Annotated in this window: 17 protein-coding genes; 9 read left to right on the forward strand and 8 right to left on the reverse strand. The window is 65.9% G+C overall.

Annotation, left to right across the window (positions count from 1 at the left end):
* Positions 1 to 27: 27 nt before the first annotated feature.
* Together BN2156_RS18770 and BN2156_RS18775 are read right to left on the reverse strand one after the other, a co-directional pair.
* Positions 28 to 1,770 (reverse strand): DUF3556 domain-containing protein, encoded by a 1,743-nt coding sequence (locus BN2156_RS18770; RefSeq protein ID WP_090516493.1) that lies wholly within the window; start codon positions 1,768 to 1,770, stop codon positions 28 to 30.
* A gap of 96 nt (positions 1,771 to 1,866) precedes the next feature.
* Complete coding sequence (locus BN2156_RS18775) at positions 1,867 to 2,946, reverse strand: NAD(P)H-dependent amine dehydrogenase family protein (protein WP_090516494.1); 1,080 nt, start codon at positions 2,944 to 2,946, stop codon at positions 1,867 to 1,869.
* Between the two features lie 234 nt (positions 2,947 to 3,180).
* Here BN2156_RS18775 and BN2156_RS18780 point away from each other — a divergent pair, with 234 nt between their 5' ends.
* From BN2156_RS18780 to BN2156_RS18800, 5 genes are all read left to right on the forward strand, one after another.
* Positions 3,181 to 5,016, forward strand: a complete 1,836-nt coding sequence (locus BN2156_RS18780) for an acyl-CoA dehydrogenase (protein ID WP_090516495.1) — start codon at positions 3,181 to 3,183, stop codon at positions 5,014 to 5,016.
* A gap of 94 nt (positions 5,017 to 5,110) precedes the next feature.
* Positions 5,111 to 6,697 (forward strand): phospholipase D family protein, encoded by a 1,587-nt coding sequence (locus tag BN2156_RS18785; RefSeq protein WP_090516496.1) that lies wholly within the window; start codon positions 5,111 to 5,113, stop codon positions 6,695 to 6,697.
* A gap of 92 nt (positions 6,698 to 6,789) precedes the next feature.
* A complete protein-coding gene (locus tag BN2156_RS18790; RefSeq protein WP_090516497.1) occupies positions 6,790 to 7,431 on the forward strand; it encodes a DUF1361 domain-containing protein in 642 nt (213 codons plus the stop codon).
* 111 nt (positions 7,432 to 7,542) lie between these two features.
* Complete coding sequence (locus BN2156_RS18795) at positions 7,543 to 8,034, forward strand: hypothetical protein (RefSeq protein ID WP_090516498.1); 492 nt, start codon at positions 7,543 to 7,545, stop codon at positions 8,032 to 8,034.
* A complete protein-coding gene (locus BN2156_RS18800; RefSeq protein WP_090516499.1) occupies positions 8,031 to 8,285 on the forward strand; it encodes a hypothetical protein in 255 nt (84 codons plus the stop codon). Before BN2156_RS18795 ends, BN2156_RS18800 begins: the two co-directional genes overlap by 4 nt.
* A gap of 9 nt (positions 8,286 to 8,294) precedes the next feature.
* On the opposite strand, the gene BN2156_RS18805 is transcribed toward BN2156_RS18800, so the two are convergent.
* Positions 8,295 to 8,549, reverse strand: a complete 255-nt coding sequence (locus BN2156_RS18805) for a DUF4235 domain-containing protein (RefSeq protein WP_090516500.1) — start codon at positions 8,547 to 8,549, stop codon at positions 8,295 to 8,297.
* Between the two features lie 186 nt (positions 8,550 to 8,735).
* Here BN2156_RS18805 and BN2156_RS18810 point away from each other — a divergent pair, with 186 nt between their 5' ends.
* Together BN2156_RS18810 and BN2156_RS18815 are read left to right on the forward strand one after the other, a co-directional pair.
* Entirely contained in the window at positions 8,736 to 9,146 is a 411-nt protein-coding gene (locus BN2156_RS18810) for a phage holin family protein (protein WP_090516501.1), read from the forward strand.
* The gene (locus tag BN2156_RS18815; protein ID WP_090516502.1) at positions 9,133 to 9,426 is read left to right on the forward strand and encodes a DUF3618 domain-containing protein; all 294 of its coding nucleotides are present in this window, start codon (positions 9,133 to 9,135) and stop codon (positions 9,424 to 9,426) included. The genes BN2156_RS18810 and BN2156_RS18815 overlap by 14 nt, the downstream gene beginning before the upstream one ends.
* 7 nt (positions 9,427 to 9,433) lie before the next feature.
* Here BN2156_RS18815 and BN2156_RS18820 read toward each other — a convergent pair whose 3' ends face one another.
* On the reverse strand, positions 9,434 to 10,030 hold the full coding sequence (locus BN2156_RS18820) for a TetR/AcrR family transcriptional regulator (protein ID WP_090516503.1): 597 nt from the start codon (positions 10,028 to 10,030) through the stop codon (positions 9,434 to 9,436).
* Positions 10,031 to 10,179: 149 nt separating this feature from the next.
* On the opposite strand from BN2156_RS18820, the gene BN2156_RS18825 reads away from it, so the two are divergent.
* Positions 10,180 to 10,626: an MmpS family transport accessory protein gene (locus BN2156_RS18825; protein WP_090516504.1), complete on the forward strand. Its 447-nt coding sequence runs from the start codon at positions 10,180 to 10,182 to the stop codon at positions 10,624 to 10,626.
* Positions 10,623 to 13,535: an MMPL/RND family transporter gene (locus BN2156_RS18830; RefSeq protein ID WP_090516505.1), complete on the forward strand. Its 2,913-nt coding sequence runs from the start codon at positions 10,623 to 10,625 to the stop codon at positions 13,533 to 13,535. The genes BN2156_RS18825 and BN2156_RS18830 overlap by 4 nt, the downstream gene beginning before the upstream one ends.
* Before the next feature lie 10 nt (positions 13,536 to 13,545).
* On the opposite strand, the gene BN2156_RS18835 is transcribed toward BN2156_RS18830, so the two are convergent.
* The 4 genes from BN2156_RS18835 to BN2156_RS18850 form a co-directional block, all read right to left on the reverse strand.
* Positions 13,546 to 14,481 (reverse strand): aromatic alcohol reductase, encoded by a 936-nt coding sequence (locus BN2156_RS18835; RefSeq protein WP_090516506.1) that lies wholly within the window; start codon positions 14,479 to 14,481, stop codon positions 13,546 to 13,548.
* Between the two features lie 73 nt (positions 14,482 to 14,554).
* A complete protein-coding gene (locus BN2156_RS18840) occupies positions 14,555 to 15,202 on the reverse strand; it encodes a LuxR C-terminal-related transcriptional regulator (protein WP_090516507.1) in 648 nt (215 codons plus the stop codon).
* Positions 15,199 to 16,491 carry a sensor histidine kinase gene (locus tag BN2156_RS18845; RefSeq protein WP_235625472.1) on the reverse strand — a complete coding sequence of 431 codons (1,293 nt, stop codon included), beginning with the start codon at positions 16,489 to 16,491 and terminating at the stop codon, positions 15,199 to 15,201. Before BN2156_RS18845 ends, BN2156_RS18840 begins: the two co-directional genes overlap by 4 nt.
* Positions 16,492 to 16,563: 72 nt before the next feature.
* A complete protein-coding gene (locus tag BN2156_RS18850) occupies positions 16,564 to 17,475 on the reverse strand; it encodes a TIGR03564 family F420-dependent LLM class oxidoreductase (protein ID WP_090516509.1) in 912 nt (303 codons plus the stop codon).
* Between the last annotated feature and the right edge of the window lie 271 nt (positions 17,476 to 17,746).

Here is a 17,746-nt window from a genome sequence, read left to right on the forward strand (position 1 = left end):
GTGTTCTGGGCAGGAAAACGTTGAACCTCAGGACATGCCGGCGGCCGCCCCGCGCTCGACGTGCACCGGTAGGTCATCAGCCCACGGCTGGCTGACCACCATGTCGTCGACGTCGACGTAGCCACGTTCGAACTCACCGGTGGCTGCGTCGACGAGCCGGTACTCCTGGCGCTTGACGTGAATCGGCTGCGAGTCCAGGATCACCACGCGGACCTCTCCCGGTTCGAATCCGCACCGTTGCTGCATCGCCTCGATCAGGCACTCGTTGTGCATGTGGCCGTCACCGAAGTTCCAGCCGAGCAGCATCGCGCAGACCTGCTCGCCCTCGCACAGGTTGTAGTCGGCCTCGTCCTGGTCGGCCATCGCTCGGTGCGTCAAGGTGAAAAGTGCGCGGCCGTGGGTGTTCATGCCGCGGAAGGCGTATCCGAGATACGTGACGATCTGGCGCGATTCGTCGTCACCGTACAACCGTTGCAGTTGCAGGTGATACATCGGGCCGAGCGCTCGCGATCCGGTCCGCAACTTCTCGTCGGCCGACGGCTTCACACACCACACGGTGGTATCCCAGTTGCCGGCGTAATACCGCATGCCCGGCAGGAAGGAAACCTTGCGCGGGAACAGGTTTCCGAATATCACGAGGCCCGCGAGCAGGACGAAGACAATAGCCACCGGCCACGGGTTGCCCAGGCCGGACAGCCCGATGTGGGCATGGCCGACGAACAGCCACAGGACGCCGAAGATCATGAAGACGTTCCATTCCAGCGGCACGCCCATCGGGAACGACAGCAGGATGTTCAGGTGGAACACCACCATCACGAACGCCGCGATCGCGGTGGGCCAGCCGCCGTGGGAGAAGAACAGAACCAGCGGAACCAGGCCTTCCACCGCCGTCGAGAAGTGAGCGATGAAGTCCGCGGTCCGACTGGGTCGCAGGTCGTCCGGATACCGCTTGAACATCGAGCGCTTCAGGAACCCGGGCGGGACGAACGGGTTGTTGGCCAGCATCGTCGAGATCACGAATGGGAAGTGCGCGTTGAGCTTGCTGGTCGCCGCGCCGAGCCAGATGACCAAGAAGACCGCCTTGGCGCCGACGACGATGTCGGCCCCGGTGAACAGGAACACCAATGCCAGCGGCGCGTACACCTCACCGCGGGCGGCCAGAAAGATCACCTTGTCCCGTAGACCGAGCACCGCCAGGACGGACAGCACCGCGACGGTCTGCCACCAGGGCAGCACGCCGATCGTGGTATTCAGCGCGGGAATCGGGCCGGTTCCGTCGGACAGCAGGGCCGTCAGCAACAACGCGAGCAGCCCGGCGTAGAGCACCGCGTCAATTGGAGATCTGTTGTTGCCCTTGGTGAATGGCAATCGGTCTGGCCACGGCGGCAGCCGGACCGTACCCGGCCGCAGCCAGTAGAGAATGGACCCCATCGGCGGGAAGTAGCGGCCTGCCATCGGTCCGAAACAGCAACCGAGTCCGACCACCTCGAACAACATCGTGTAGAGGACCGCCTTCTGGAAGACGATCGGCTCCGACCACCACGAAACGACGTTCGTGAATCCGTCGATTCCCCGTGTCGACAACGCGAACAACCACGCACCCAGGACGTACAGCACGATCTTGACGCCGTACATCAGCGGCATCACCAGCGGTGTGCCGAAACCGTTCTCGGCGATGTGCCGCGCCATCGGCACGATCCGCTCGGCGTGGGTGCCCTTGCTCCACTCGGCGACGTCGACCACCGGTAGGTTCGGCCGGAGAAACCCCATGCCGGAATGTTCCGCTTCAGCGCATGATCGCGTGGCACTTTGGGTTTGGGCGACGCCCCGATGCTTGCGTCAGCAAGCGCGTTGCGGCCGGTGCGTTCAGATCCAGCGCGTGGCCTCGACCTCCGGCGGCAACGGCGGATGCAGCGGCACGTCCAGGCCGTCATAGATTCCCGGCTTCTGGGTGGCCAGCCAGTCGATCGCACCGAGCAGGCGGTTGGCCGCGGTGGTGTTGCCGCCATCGGCGCGGGTGCCGCCCGGCACATCGGCGCGCACCACGATGCTCAGCTGCGGATCGCCGTCGACGATCACGCGATGGTCGCCGACGCCCTCGTCGGGCTGCGGCCAGTCCGGCGCGCAGGCCGGATCGATGCGGGTGATGTGTTCGATGACCACCCGTTCGACACCGTCGGCCCATCCGATGACCTGGAGCCGGAACGCGCCCTGAGTGCCGGCCTCGAACCGGCCCATGACGTTGTCGACGGACTCGGTCAGGGGCAGCCGTTCGACGGTCTCGGTGATGTCGTCGATCTCCAGGCCCAAGCCACGGCCGATCAACCGGACGTTGCCGCCCCACACCATGGTCGGGATGGAGGGCAACAACATCATCGGCGTCTCATCCATCGAGCCGCCGAAGCCGCAGAGCACCCGCACCGAGTGCGGCTGGTTGTAGGTGGAGTAGTCGAAGATCTCCTGGCACCGGATGGTCTTGATCCGGGTGCACAGTCCGGCCGCGATCACCGCGAGGGCGTCATTACCCCAGCCTGGATCGACACCACTGACCAGCAGGGCGGAGTTGCCGGCAACGGCGGCGTCGGTGAGCCGCTCCACCCACTCGGCGGGTGCCGAGGCCGGGTCGTAGAGCGAGTACAGCGACGGTGTCACCACCTGTTTGCCTGCCCGCAGGCACCGCTCGATCTCGGCGAGGGCCTCCTCGGGGCGGATGTCGCCGGACGACATATAGGCCACGGCATCGCACTGGGCGAGCGCCGCGTCCACGTCGGTGGTGGCGCCGACCCCGGTGAGGCCGTCGAGCTTGGCGAACGTCGCGGCGTCGCGACCAGCCTTGTCCTCGGAGGACGTGATGACCGCAACCAGTTCCAGGCCCGGGAACGCCGTGGCCGACCTGATGGCCGTCGCACCCATGTTCCCCGTGCCCCACACCGCTATTCGACGCATCCGCCCACCCTAGTGGGGTATTCGTGAGGATCGTCACAATATGGCAAAACTGCAGTTCAACGGCATTTTGGCGGGCCGGTACAGAGGTCGATCAACCGCTGGGTTGGTTAGCTCCCAGAAATTGCTCAGAGTCTCTTTGCGTTGAAGTTACCGAACGGTATAGTTGGCTGCAGTTACTGGTGGGTAACTTATCCAAAGTACCCAACCTCAGGTGGCATTCCACAAGGAGGAAAAGTGAGCCACTACAAGAGCAATGTCCGTGACCAGGTCTTTAACCTGTTCGACGTCTTCGGCCTCGACAAGGCCCTAGGCGCCGGTGACTACAGCGATCTGGACGCGGACACCGCCCGCGAGATGCTCAGCGAGATGGCTCGCCTGGCCGAGGGTCCGATCGCCGAGTCGTTCGCCGACGGTGACCGCAACCCGCCGGTGTTCGACCCGAAGACCCACACCGTCACGCTGCCCGAGTCCTTCAAGAAGTCGGTGCGCGCTGCGATCGACGGCGGCTGGGACAAGGTCGGCCTCTACGAGGACCTCGGCGGCGTGCCTGCTCCCAAGGCGCTGCTGTGGGCCCTCAACGAGCACATCCTCGGCGCCAACCCCGCCGTGTGGATGTACGCCGGCGGTGCCGCCTTCGCGCAGATCTTCTACGACAACGCCACTGAAGAGCAGAAGAAGTGGGCCGTGCTGGCCTCCGAGCGCGGCTGGGGCGCCACCATGGTGCTGACCGAGCCCGACGCCGGTTCTGATGTCGGCGCAGGCCGCACCAAGGCCGTCAAGCAGGAGGATGGCTCCTGGCACATCGACGGCGTGAAGCGGTTCATCACCTCCGCCGACTCCGATGACCTGTTCGAGAACATCTTCCACCTGGTGCTGGCCCGCCCCGAGGGCGCCGGCCCCGGCACCAAGGGTCTGTCGCTGTTCTTCGTACCGAAGTTCCTCTTCGACTTCGAGACCGGCGAGCTGGGCGAGCGCAACGGCGTCTACGTCACCAACGTCGAGCACAAGATGGGCCTGAAGGTTTCGGCCACCTGTGAGCTGACCTTCGGCCAGCACGACAAGCCTGCCGTGGGCTGGCTGGTCGGCGAGGTGCACAACGGCATCGCGCAGATGTTCGACGTCATCGAGCAGGCCCGAATGATGGTGGGCACCAAGGCCATCGCCACCCTGTCGACCGGTTACCTCAACGCTCTCGAGTACGCCAAGGAGCGCGTGCAGGGTGCCGACCTGACCCAGATGATGGACAAGACCGCCCCGCGCGTCACCATCACGCATCACCCCGACGTCCGTCGCAGCCTGATGACCCAGAAGTCCTACGCCGAGGGCATGCGCGCGCTGTACCTGTACACCGCGACCTTCCAGGACAAGGACGTCGCCAAGGCGCTGCACGGTGTCGAGCCCGAGCTCGCGCACAAGGTCAACGACCTGCTGCTGCCGGTGGTCAAGGGCTTCGGCTCGGAGCAGGCCTACGCCAAGCTGACCGAGAGCCTGCAGACCCTGGGTGGATCCGGCTTCCTGCAGGACTACCCGATCGAGCAGTACATCCGCGACGCCAAGATCGACTCGCTGTACGAGGGCACCACCGCCATCCAGGCGCAGGACTTCTTCTTCCGCAAGATCGTCCGCGACAAGGGCCAGGCGCTGGCGTTCGTGGCCGGCGAGATCGAGCAGTTCATCAAGAACGAGACCGGCAACGGCCGCCTCAAGACCGAGCGCGAGCTGCTCGGCACCGCGCTGGCCGACGTCCAGGGCATGGCCGCCAGCCTGACCGGCTACCTGATGGCCGCTCAGGAAGACGCCGCCAGCATCTACAAGGTGGGCCTCGGCTCGGTCCGGTTCCTGCTGTCGGTCGGCGACCTGCTGCTCGGCTGGCTGCTGGCCCGCCAGGCCGCGGTGGCGATCGAGAAGCTCGACGCCGGCGCCACCGGTGAGGACCGCACCTACCTCGAGGGCAAGATCGCCGCAGCTTCGTTCTTCGCCAAGAACATGCTGCCGCTGCTCACCAGCACCCGTCAGGTCATCGAGACCATCGACAACGAGGTGATGGAGCTCGACGAGGCCGCGTTCTAAGAACCACGAAGTCGAACGCCCCCGGGTCACCCCGGGGGCGTTCGTCTTTGATGCACCGGGTGAAGAGGCGACCGCCAACGGGTATTCCCGGACGGTGCCCGCAGAGTTGACGAATTGGTTCCTCACGACGGAGGAACGCGGCAATCCGGACACCGCGTTGCCGGACTGGTGCGCCGGCAACCGGGTCGAACCGCTGATCCACGGCGCGACCTACTTCGATCGGCTGGCCGCCGAGGTGACCGAGATGCGCCGAGGCGACCATCTGTTCTTCACCGACTGGCGCGGTGACCCCGACGAACGGATGCGCGACGACGGACCTACCATCGCCCAGCTGTTCTGCCAGGCTGCAGAACGAGGTGTCGTGGTCAAGGGCCTGATGTGGCGCTCGCACCTGGACCGATTCGCCTACAGCGAGGAGGAGAACCGGCATCTCGGTGACGTGATCGAGGCAGCGGGTGGGGAGGTGCTGCTCGACCAACGGGTGCGCATCGGCGGTTCCCATCACCAAAAGCTCGTCGTGCTGCGCCATCCCGGCGCACCCGAACGCGACGTCGCCTTCGCCGGCGGTATCGACCTGTGCCACTCGCGCCGCGACGACGCCGACCATCACGGGGACCCACAGCCGATGCGGATGGCCCGCCAGTACGGCGAACACCCACCGTGGCACGACGTCCAGCTGCGCATCCAGGGACCGGCGGTCGGCTCGCTGGACTTCACGTTCCGGGAGCGCTGGACCGACCCGGCACCGTTGGACATGCTGTCGCCGATCGCGTGGATCGCCGACAAACTTCGCCACTCCGACCTGAGCGCCGGCACATTGCCACCGCAGCCGCCCGATCCCCCACCGTGCGGCCGACAGGCGGTGCAAGTACTGCGGACCTATCCCGATGCCCACTTCGAGTACGCGTTTGCCCCGCGCGGCGAGCGCAGCGTGGCACGTGGCTACACGAAAGCCGTGCAGCGGGCCAGGAGCCTGATCTACCTCGAAGACCAGTACCTGTGGTCCAAGCAAGTTTCGCAGTTGTTCGCCGACGCGTTGGCGAACAACCCTGACCTGCACCTGATCGCGGTCGTGCCGCGACACCCCGATGTCGATGGCCGCTTGGCCCTGCCGCCCAACCAGGTGGGCCGCCAGCAGGCCATTGAGACCTGCCGCGCCGCAGCCCCTCGGCGGGTACATATCTTCGATATCGAAAACCACATGGGGACACCGGTTTACGTACACGCGAAAGTGTGTGTGATCGATGATGTCTGGGCCTGCGTGGGCAGCGACAACTTCAACCGGCGGTCCTGGACGCACGACACCGAGTTGTCGTGCGCAGTACTCGACGACACCCGCGACCAACGTGAACCCCGTGACCCAGCGGGCCGCGGTGATGGCGCACGGGTGTTCGCCCGCAATCTCCGGCTGGGGCTGCTCGCCGAACATCTCGACCTCGCCGACGACGACGTCGGCCTGATCGATCCGGCGGCAGCGGTCGAGGCCGTCACGGCGTCGGCGCAGGCGCTGCAGGCCTGGCACGACGGCGGGCGGACCGGCCCGCGCCCGCCCGGGCGCCTCCGGCCGCATCAACCCGAGCGTCTCGGCCGGCTCACCCAGGCATGGGCCAAACCGGTGTACCGCGCCGTCTACGACCCCGACGGGCGGTCTTACCGCGACCGGCTACGCCAGCGCTGGTAGAGCGATGACCAGCGCCCAACGTTGGGTTGTGTCTCACGTTCGGCCGAAATATGGGACACGAGCCGACATTCGGCGGATGACAGACTGAACGCATGACCGAAGCCCGCGGCATCTTGCTGGTCGTCTCACTGATGGCGACGACAGCGCTGACCCTCGCTCTGGGAATCACCGATCCGGCCGCACCGATGTCGTACCCAACCAAGTTCCTGATCTGGAATCTGGTGCTGGCGTGGATCCCGATGATCTTCGCGGTCGCCTTCGATCTGGTCGAGCGCCGGCTGTGGCTGGTGCCGCTGGGGGCCGGCTGGCTGGCGTTCCTGCCGAATGCGCCCTATCTGGTGACCGACCTGGTCCACCTCGGCGAGGGCTACGAATTGTGGCGGCATGTCCTGCAGTACGGGTTCGCGGCATGGACCGGGATCCTCCTGGGCGTGGTGTCACTGCTGCTGGTACATCAGCGTCTGGAGGATGAGTTCGGCTCATTCTGGGGCTGGCTGGCCGTCGTACTGTCCGTCGCGCTGTGCGCGGTCGGGGTGGTCATCGGCCGGTTCCAGCGCTGGAACTCCTGGGACCTGGTGACGCGGCCCGATGCGGTCGTCGCCGCGACGCTGGACTGGGTGCGCTCACCGCTGTCCTACGTGCAGTCGACGGGCGTGGCGGTAGCCGTCGCCGCGTTCTTCGGATTGGCCTATCTGACCATCTGGGCACTCAACGGCCTGAATGCGCGGGCATAGTGTTCCGATCGTTATGAAGGTTTATCCCATTTGCCACATGGGTAACTTCTGCATCAGCGGAGCAATCCCTGCGACCGCTTTGAAACAGAAAGAGGCGAATGGAACACCACCATGAACACCGTCCTGTATTTCAGCGTCAATGGCGCCATCTATGAAACCCAGGCCTACACCACCGCCGACATCGATCAGCTGGTCCACGACCACGGACTGCACTGCCTGACCTCTGCCGATCGGCAGTTCGACTTCTGGTTCAGCCCGTCGACGCACTCATGTCAGCGCCAGGTGAACCGTAAGGCAACCGAACTCCTGCTGGCCACCACAGCATTCACTCCCAAGACGGTTCCTTTGCTTCGCGGATGTGTCGTCGTCGCCACTCACGACGCCGACGGTGAACTCGACGGGCTGAGCTGGCGCCAATTGGATCTCCTGACCCACCGCGACCGCTCACTGACCAAGCAGCAGAAACGCGCGCTCAGCCGGCACATCAACCGCGTCGAGGGACGCCGCACCGAGCCGCTCACCCCGGTGGCGGGCTGCGACGGGCCGCACCACGTCGCCCTCAGCCGCGCCCGCGCAACGAGTCGACGGACCTGGGCCCGATGACCGAGCGCGTCGAAAGCGTTGAAGTGGAACATGTCCGCGCCGGAGACACCCTGTCGATGTCGGGTGACGACGACCCGCGCGCTCACGTCTTCCGCGTGGCGAAAGTCGAGCTGCGCAACAAGCTCACCACCGGCGAGCAACCACGAGTCGTACTGACCTCAGAGCCTGCGGGCGACGACGGTGAGCCCATGGTCTTGGACTATCCGACCGGCACGCGGCTACGCAAGATCGTCGGCCGGCCGTCCGGATAACCCGTCCGCTCAGACCGGCGATTCATGGGCCAGCGCTCGGTAGCCCTTGGCTCCCGCGCGGTCGACGGCGGCGCGGACCAAACCGAACACCAATCCCTGGATGGCTGCTGCTGTCAGAGCTTTGGCGGTGGACCGTTCGAGATCCTTCGGATCGGGCGGCTCCCGGTTCGGCTCGTCGAGGCGCTTCCAGATCTGGGTGAACAACGCGCCGGCCAACAGGCCTCCGCCCACACTCGTCGCCATCGACAGCGGCATGTACAACATCTTCGAGCGTCGGCTCACGGATCCTCCTTGCATCGTCAACCGCCCTGAAAGAAAAAGCCCGGGCTGACAGTGCGGATACCCCGAAAACGACCGGTTTAACGGGGCATGTGACGGCTCTAGGTTTTGCCCGGCCCCGCGTCGGGCACTGCTGTGAGAGCAGTAGTACGCCTGGGGAAAGGCCCACCGATGACTACCGAACCGAAATCCATCCATGACACGTCCACCGCGCAGCTCCTCGGCCAGCTTCAGGAGCAGACGACACGGCTCGTGCGCGACGAGTTGCGGCTGGCCCAGCGAGAGTTCCAAGAGTCCGCCCGCCACGCCGGAATCGGCGCCGGCCTGATCAGTGCCGCCGGCCTGCTCGCCGTGCTCGGCCTGATGACAGTCGTGGCGGCCGCGGTGGCGGCAATCTCACTGGCCCTTCCGGTCTGGGCCGCCGCGGTCATCGTCGCCGCGGTGCTGTTTGTCTGCGCCGGGATAGCCGCACTCGTCAGCCGCAACCAGGTCCGGCAGGTTCCGCCACCGGCCACCGAGTCGGTCGACAGCGTCAAGCACGACCTCGAGGAGATCAAGGAGGCACGACATGGCCAGCGCTGACCGTCTTCCGCCCGAACCGGGGCCGGACGCCGGGATCGACGAACTCCAGTCCGATATCGACAAGACGCGAAGCGAGCTGGGCGAGACGGTGGCCGCACTGTCCGACAAGCTCGACGTCAAGGGCCGCGCACAGGACAAGGCCGCCGAGACCAAGGCGGCCGTTCTCGATCGGGCCCATGCCGCGACCGACGCCGCGAAGTCCAGGCCCGCGGTGCCGGTGGCTGCCGTGGTCGCCGTGCTCGCGGCGGTCGGGCTTCTGTGGTGGTGGCGCCGCCGCTGACCGGAGTTCAGAACCTCGTCAGACTCGGCATCAAGACGTCGTCCACCAAGGCGCGCACTGTCGCCTCGGTCGGTGGGCGCCCGGGAATCAGGGACCGGAACACCAGATACCCCGGCATCACGTCCCACAGTTCATCGTGAATCGCGGCCGCATCGATCTCGCCCCGCTCCACCGCCTCGGCCAGCACGTCGGCCATCAGTTTCTTGCGTTGCAGCACGAACTGCCGCTGCAGGGCCGCACTCAATTCCGGGCTGTGCGCGATCTCGCTCATGATCGCGCTCATCGTGCTGCCGTGCTCACGCGCCTGGTTGCATACCGAGGCGCCGATGGTCAGCAGGTCGGTGCGTAATGAACCGGTGCGGGGCGGAACCAGCTGAACCCGTGTGCCTTCGATGAAGGCCGCCAGGACCAGCTCGGTCTTCGACGGCCACCGGCGGTAGATGGTGGCCTTGCTGGACTTGGCTTCGGTCGCCACGGCTTCCACCGTCAACCGGTCGTACCCGTGCTGCTGCAGCAACCGCAGGGTCACCGCCAACAGCTCAGCCTCCCGCTCGGTCCACTGCGCGGCCGGCGGTGAGACGTCACGGGTGGAGGCGGAAGGCACGCGGACAGACCTTTCGTAGAAAGCGGCCGAGCTGTCGACAACTATTGCCCGGTCCACGATAGTACCGTACGGTACCGTTCAGAACGCTTTTGCACGGCCAAAGACTCTCGCCTCAAGGTGCACCGCACCCGTTGTCGAAAGGCTCTGAGATGCAGGGGATCTCGGTAGGCAGCCTGGTCAGGCGGCGCTGGACGGTGATCGTGGCCGTGCTCGTGGTGGCCGTCGTCGCCTTCACCGTCAGTCGGCTGCACGGCATATTCGGTTCCGACAACGAGGTGTCACGGCCCAGCGCCGACACCCTGGAGAACACCGGATACAACCCCAAGCGAGTCCTGTTCGAAGTGTTCGGATCGCCCGGTTCGACCGCGACGGTCAACTACCTGGACATCGACGCCCAGCCACAACGGGCCGAGGACGTGACGCTGCCGTGGTCACAAACGCTCGTCACGGATGACCCGACACTGTTCGCCGACCTGCGCGCACAAGGCGACGGCGAGTACATCGGGTGCCGCATCACAGTCAATGGTGTGGTCAAGGACGAAAGGTCCACCGACAACGTGAACGGTTACATCGCCTGCTTGGACAAGTCCGCATGAACGCCCACAGCCCCGAGCCTGCCGAAGGTTCCAGGACAGCGCGAACCATCCGCCTGCTCGCGGTGCCGATCGTGCTGCTGTGGGTCGCCATCGCCGCGCTGACGAATATCCTTGTGCCACAACTGGAAGTCGTCGGCGCCGCCCGCTCGGTCGGATTGAACGCACCCGACGCCCCGTCGACCATGGCCATGCGCCACATCGGCCAGGTCTTCGACGAGTTCAACTCCGACAGTGCGGCCATGATCGTGCTGGAAGGCGATCAGCCGCTCGGCGACGACGCCCACCGCTTCTACGACACGCTCGTGAAGCGGCTGGCCGAGGACACCAAACACGTCGAGCACATTCAGGATTTCTGGGGAGATCCGCTCACCGCAGGCGGCTCCCAGAGCAAGGACGGCAAAGCCGCTCTGGTTCAGGTGTATCTGGCCGGCAACCAGGGCGAAGCGCTGTCGAACCAATCCGTCGACGCCATCCGCGAGATCGTGGCGAGCGTCCCGCCACCGCCCGGGGTCAAGGCCTACGTCACCGGCGCCGCACCACTGATCACCGACAACTTCGAGGTCGGTAGCGAGGGAACCGAAAAGGTCACCGGCATAACCTTCTTGGTCATCGCGGTGATGCTGCTCGTGGTCTACCGATCGCTGATCACGATGCTGCTCATGCTCGTGACGGTCCTCATCGAACTGGCCGCCGCACGTGGCATCGTCGCCGCGCTCGCGCACTCCGGGGTCATCGGCCTGTCCACCTATTCGACGAACCTGCTGACGCTGTTGGCGATCGCCGCGGGCACGGACTACGGCATCTTCATCGTCGGCCGCTATCACGAAGCACGTAGCCGCGGCATGGACCGAGAAGCCGCGTATCACGACATGTTTCGCGGCACCGTGCACGTCATCGTCGGTTCCGGGCTGACCATCGCCGGAGCCGTTGCCTGCCTGCACTTCACCCGGCTGCCCTACTTCCAGACGCTGGGCGTACCCGCCGCCATCGGCGTGCTCGTGACACTGGTCGCCGCGCTGACGCTGGGACCCGCGGTGCTGACCATCGGCAGCCGCTTCGGACTCCTTGAGCCGAAACGCAATCCACGCGCACCGCGATGGCGCCGCATCGGCACCGCGATCGTGCGGTGGCCCGGTCCCATCCTGGTGGTGTCGTGCCTGATCGCGCTCGTCGGCCTGCTCGCCCTGCCGGGCTACAAGACCAGCTACGACGGCCGGCCCTACCTCCCGGAATCGGCACCGGCCAACATCGGCTACACCGCCGCCACCCGCCACTTCTCCGAAGCCAGGCTGAACCCCGAGCTGCTGATGATCGAGACCGATCACGACATGCGCAACCCCGCGGACATGCTGGTGCTCGAACGCGTCGCCAAGGCCGTTCTGCACACCCGCGGCATCGCCCTGGTCCAGTCGATCACCCGGCCGCTGGGCACACCGATCAAGCACAGCTCCATCCCGTTTCAGATCAGTGCGCAGAGCGCCAGCCAGATCATGAACCTGGGCTACCAGCAGGACCGGGCCGCCGATCTGCTCAAGCAGGCCAACGAGCTGTCGAACACCATCAACATCCTCAAGCAGCAGGTCGCGCTGCAACAGGCCAGTGCTGCCGCCACCCATGAGCAGACCCAGGCTTTCCACGACACCGTCGCGATCGTGAACGACCTGCGCGACAAGATCGCCAACTTCGACGACCAGTTCCGGCCGCTGCGCAACTACTTCTACTGGGAACCGCACTGCTTCGACATCCCCATGTGCGCGGCGCTGCGATCGGTGTTCGACGCCCTCGACGGCATCGACAAACTCAGTGACCAGTTCGGACAGATCACCGCGAGCCTGGACAAGCTCGATGCGCTGCAACCGAAACTGGTGGCACTGCTCCCGCCGCAGATCGCCATCCAGGAGCGAAACCGTGACCTGACCCTGTCCAACTACGCCACCACGGCCGGGACCAACTCGCAGTCCGAGGAAGCGCTGCAGAATGCGACCGCCATGGGGCAGGCCTTCGACTCCGCCAAGAACGACGACTCGTTCTATCTGCCGCCGGAGGCCTTCGACAACCCCGACTTCAAACGCGGCCTGAAACTGTTCCTCTCACCCGACGGCAAGGCCGCCCGCATGATCATCACGCATGAGGGCACTCCCGCTACGCCAGAAGGCATCTCACACATCGACGCCCTCAAGGACTCCGCGTTCGACGCGATCAAGGCCACTCCCCTGTCGGACGCCAAGATCTACGTCGCCGGAACCGCCTCGGCGTACAAGGACATCCAGGACGGCGCCAAATACGACCTGCTCATCGCCGCACTGGCCGCGATCAGCCTCATCCTGCTCATCATGATGTTCATCACCCGCAGCCTGGTTGCCGCGATGGTCATCGTCGGGACGGTGGTGCTGTCGTTGGGTGCGTCGTTCGGCCTGTCGGTCCTGGTGTGGCAGTACATCTTCGGCATCCAGTTGTATTGGATCGTGCTGGCGCTGGCCATCATCCTGCTGCTGGCGGTGGGCGCCGACTACAACCTGCTGTTGATATCCCGGTTCCAGGAAGAGATCGGGGCCGGGCTCAAGACCGGCGTCATCCGCGCCATGGCCGGTACCGGCCGGGTGGTGACCGCGGCCGGCCTGGTGTTCGCCGCCACCATGTCCTCGTTCATCTTCAGCGACCTCATCGTCCTCGGACAGATCGGCACGACGATCGGACTCGGCCTGCTCTTCGACACCCTGATCGTGCGGTCGTTCATGACACCGTCCATCGCGGCCCTGCTCGGCCGGTGGTTCTGGTGGCCACAGATCGTGCGGCCACGCCCGGCCAGTCGGATGCTGCGCCCGTACGGATCTCGGACGTCGGTACGTCGACTGCTCGATCCGGAGCCAGAGGCTGGCGCAGGGGCAGGGGCAACCACATCGAGCTAGCCGCCGGGTCTCACACCAGGTTCGCTCGGGCCCATTCCTCGGCGGTCGTGGTGTTGATGCCGCGAACAGCGTTGTACGACTGGTCCTTCGGCCAGGCAACACCATTGGTGCGGGCGAACACCGCCCGGTACTTGCTCATCGTGTCGGCGGGACGCTGCCGTAGCTGGTCGGCCAGGAAGTCAGTGGTCCACAATGTTCGGGTGACCGAGGTCGCACGGACCCGGTCGACGATATCGGCGAGTTCGCGGTAGCTGATGGTGTCGCCGGCGAGATAGACGACGGTGTCGCGAATGCGAGGTTCGGCGAAGACGATGTCGGCAGTGAGTGCGCCGATGTCTTCGGGTGTGGTGAGGGTGACTCGGTTGTCCCAGCTTCCCAGCGCACGCACGGTATCGGCAGGCAGATCCACGACGCCGAACTCGGGTTCGAACAGGAAGCTGGTGAACATGCCGGTGGAGACGATGACCCACTCCGTGGTGTCCTGGTTGCGCAACAGATCGCGTACGTCGAGTTGCTCATCGAACAGCGCCTGCGCGCTACCGCGGCCTATTTCGTCGTAGTCGACGCCGAATTGCCATGGGAAGAATCGCGATACGCCGGCCGTGAGGGCCGATTGCGCGAGTTTGCGCTGTGTGCCCGGTCCGGCCGCGAAACCAACACAACTGATGACCGTGTGGTGGCGCCCCATTATGGCCGCAAGCTCGGCCACCGACGCCGTCGCGACGTCGGCATGTTCGATGGTGACACCCGCCTCGGTCAGCTCCTTGCTGCGCGCATCGCCTTTCGCATCGGCATCCGCCGGTGGCCGCAACAGCACCGCGATTTTTGCGGCACCTGGATGACCTGCGACATGACGGGTGAGAGCGGACAACACACTGGCGCCGAGCTCTCCTGCCCCGATGACGAGAATGCTCGGGCTGTCCGCCGGTGGTGGTGTTGCGGGCACCGCGGCCTCCGTTTCCTTGGTGATGCGTCAACAAGGTCTGCAACCGCCAGATCGGCGACATTCATCCCGCTGCTTAGGAGTTCAGATAGGTGACGACCGCGAGCACACGGCGGTGATGGGCCGTCGACGGCGGCAGATCGAGCTTGGTGAAGATGCTGCCGATATGTTTCTCCACGGCGCGTTCAGAGACCGAGAGGTGTTCGGCCAGGGCGCTGTTCGAGTGCCCCTCGGCCATCAGGGCGAGAACCTCGCGTTCGCGCGGCGTCAGCCGGGCCAGTGCATCGCCGCTGCGGCGGGTACCCATCAATTGGCGCACCACTTCGGGATCGAGCGCGGTGCCCCCGGCCGCCACACGCCGCACCGCGGCGTCGAACTCACCGATGTCGGCCACGCGGTCCTTCAGCAGATAGCCGACCCCTTCCGGGTTGCCGGCCAAAAGCTCAGCGGCATAGCGGGTTTCCACCCACTGCGAGAACACCAGGACACCGACATCGGGGTGCGAGCGCCGCAACGAGACCGCCTCGACAAGTCCCTCGTCGGTGAAGGTGGGCGGCATGCGGATATCGATGACGAACACTTCCGGCCGCAGCGTCTCGGCGATCTCCCGTATCTGGTCGGCCATGCCCACCTTGGCCACGACGTCGTGCCCACGCTCGACGAGCAACTGAGTCAGACCGTCACGCAGGATCGCGTTGTCCTCGGCGATCGCCAACCGGGTCATCGTTGCGTTCCCGACGGAACGACGACGGTGATCGTGGTGGGCCCACCGGCCGGACTGTCGATGTCGAGACGCCCGTCGACCATCCGCAATCGATCGGCCAGCCCCGTCAACCCCGAGCCGTTGGCCGGCTGCACGCCACCGGAACCGTTGTCCACCACAGTGATCCGCAGCCCATCGGCATCGCCGTGCAGCCGCACCGTGGCTTGAGTAGCGCCGGAGTGCCGGGACACGTTGGCCAACAACTCCGCCACGCAGAAGTACGCCAGCGTCTCCACACCCAGCGAGGGACGCACGGTGACCTCACCGACCAGTTCGACCGGAATCGGGTTGCGCGCCACCAATGTCTGCACCGCCGGCACGAGGCCGAGATCTAATGCGGGCGGACGGATTCCGCGGACCAGATCACGCAACTCGGCCAGGGTGTCCTTGGTGTTGGCCAGTGCGTCGGAGACCAGTTGCCGGGCGGGCCCGGCTTTGTCGGGGTCGGCCAGTTGTTCCTCGGCCCGCGCCAGCGTCATCGCCACCGCGATGAGCCTGGCTTGGGTTCCGTCATGCAGGTCCCGCTCGACGCGGCGCAGGGTCGCTGCCGAATCGTCGACCACATCGGCCCGAGCCTGCTCCAGTTCGCCGACCCGCCGTTCACGGCCGGTCGGCGCCAGCAGTGCGCCGGCCAACCACACATGGGCACGCCCGAGTCCGAGCATGACCCATGCCAACAGATACAGCGCGAGCAGTCCACCCGCCGACAGCAGCAGGTAGGTGCCCAGCGAGTCCACGGGTTCACCGAAGCTGACGATCGCTTCCCCCGTGACCGCCCAGATCACCGGGGAGACCACCAGGACCGCCGACATCGCGACTCCCAGCACCACCCCGTAACCGAGCGGTGTCATCACGACGCTCTGCAGGAGAAGGAATCCCAGGCTGCGCCAACCGACACCGTCTGTCAGCGCGGCGGCCACGGTGTGGGGCCAACTCGCCTGCCGGGTAAAGGGTGCCGGTGGGTCGATCGCGACGCCGACCAGCCGGGCCAGGGCCCGGTACAGCGCGTTCCACCGTCGACCCGACAGCACCACGAGCGCCAGCAGCGGTATGCCGACCAGGGTCACGAGCAACAGCCCCGAGGTCAGGCCGGTCACGAAGAGGTAGACGACACCGACCAGAGCGAGAACGCTCACCAGCAGGAAATAGAGATAGCCCCGGCAGGCCGCCGCGGTGAACGGAGTGCGCAACGTCGCGCGCCGGTCCTGGGATGTCGAGGTGGGTGCGATAGCGGTGGTGGTCACGCTCATCATCGTTGCCGGACCCGTCGGCACCGGGCGATGGTGCTGTCCGGCCAATTGACGGTGTGGCTGGCCACACCGTCAGCTGTCGAGGGAGCGCAGCAGTGTCCTGGTGCGAGCCCTGGTTTCAGGTGACGCGTCGAACACCACCCCGACATATTCGTCGACGCCGACGGCTCCGAGGGACCGGATACGTTCTGCCACAGTGCTTTCGTCGCCGATGATCGCGGCATCCTCGGGGCCGGCATATCCCTCCCTGTCGAGCATGGCCCGATAGGACGGCAGGTGCCCGTACATCGCGAACTGCTTGGCGGCCTGGGCACGGGCGCCGTCGACGTCATCGGTGACACTGACCGGAAGCGCGGCGACGACGCGGACCGGGCGGTCCCCGGCGGCCTCCCGCAGCGTCGGGGCGACATGCTCGGCCAGCGTGGTCGGGCCGGTCATCCAGGTGACGGTGCCGGCGGTGCGTCGGCCGGCGAGCTTGAGCAGCTGCGGGCCCAGCGCGGCGATGTACACATCAGGGGCCGACGCACCCGGGATCTGGAGTGCGCCGCGGGTGGTGACCGTCTCCCCCGGCGCGTCAGCGGGCTCGCCGGCCAGCAGCGGCTGCAGGCCGTCCAGATATTCCCGCAGGCGGCGGACCGGCTTGTCCCACGGGATGCCCCACATGCCCTCGGTCACCGCCGCGTGCGTCATACCGAGGCCGAGCAGGAACCGGCCGCCACTGATCAGGCTGAGCGTGAGCGCGCGCTGCGCCAGCAGCATCGGGTGCTGGTTCTGAATCGGGATGACACCGGTTCCCACCTCGATCCCGTCGACCTCACGGAACGCCACCGCCAGCACGGTCAGCAGATCCGGCTCGTAGGGCATCTGCGTCATCCAGACCCGCCGGAATCCCTCGTCGCGCAGTTGCGCAAGGTTCTCAACGGTGGCGTCGATCGGAGAGCGGCCGCCGGTTTCACTCAGTGAGGCGATGAGGCTGATCTGCATGCCACCACGCTATGCGGAGCGCGGGCCGCCCGAAACCAGAAGTGGCGGGCAATCAGACAAAAAGGGCGGGTTCGGGAGGACACTTGGGGGCGTTCCAATTCGTCTCACGCAGCCGGTCTTTCACCCCTGTACCGACTCTTTGGATCAGTCACTCCCGAACCCGTCGTAGGCTCGATCGTACGCCTCGGGTACCCCTCAAACCAGAGAAAAGTACGGCCGAATTTGCCGAGAATTTAGAAGCTGGGTCGCCCCGTGTTGCCGTCGGGTCGGG

Source organism: Mycolicibacterium neworleansense (assembly GCF_001245615.1).
Lineage (GTDB): Bacteria > Actinomycetota > Actinomycetes > Mycobacteriales > Mycobacteriaceae > Mycobacterium > Mycobacterium neworleansense.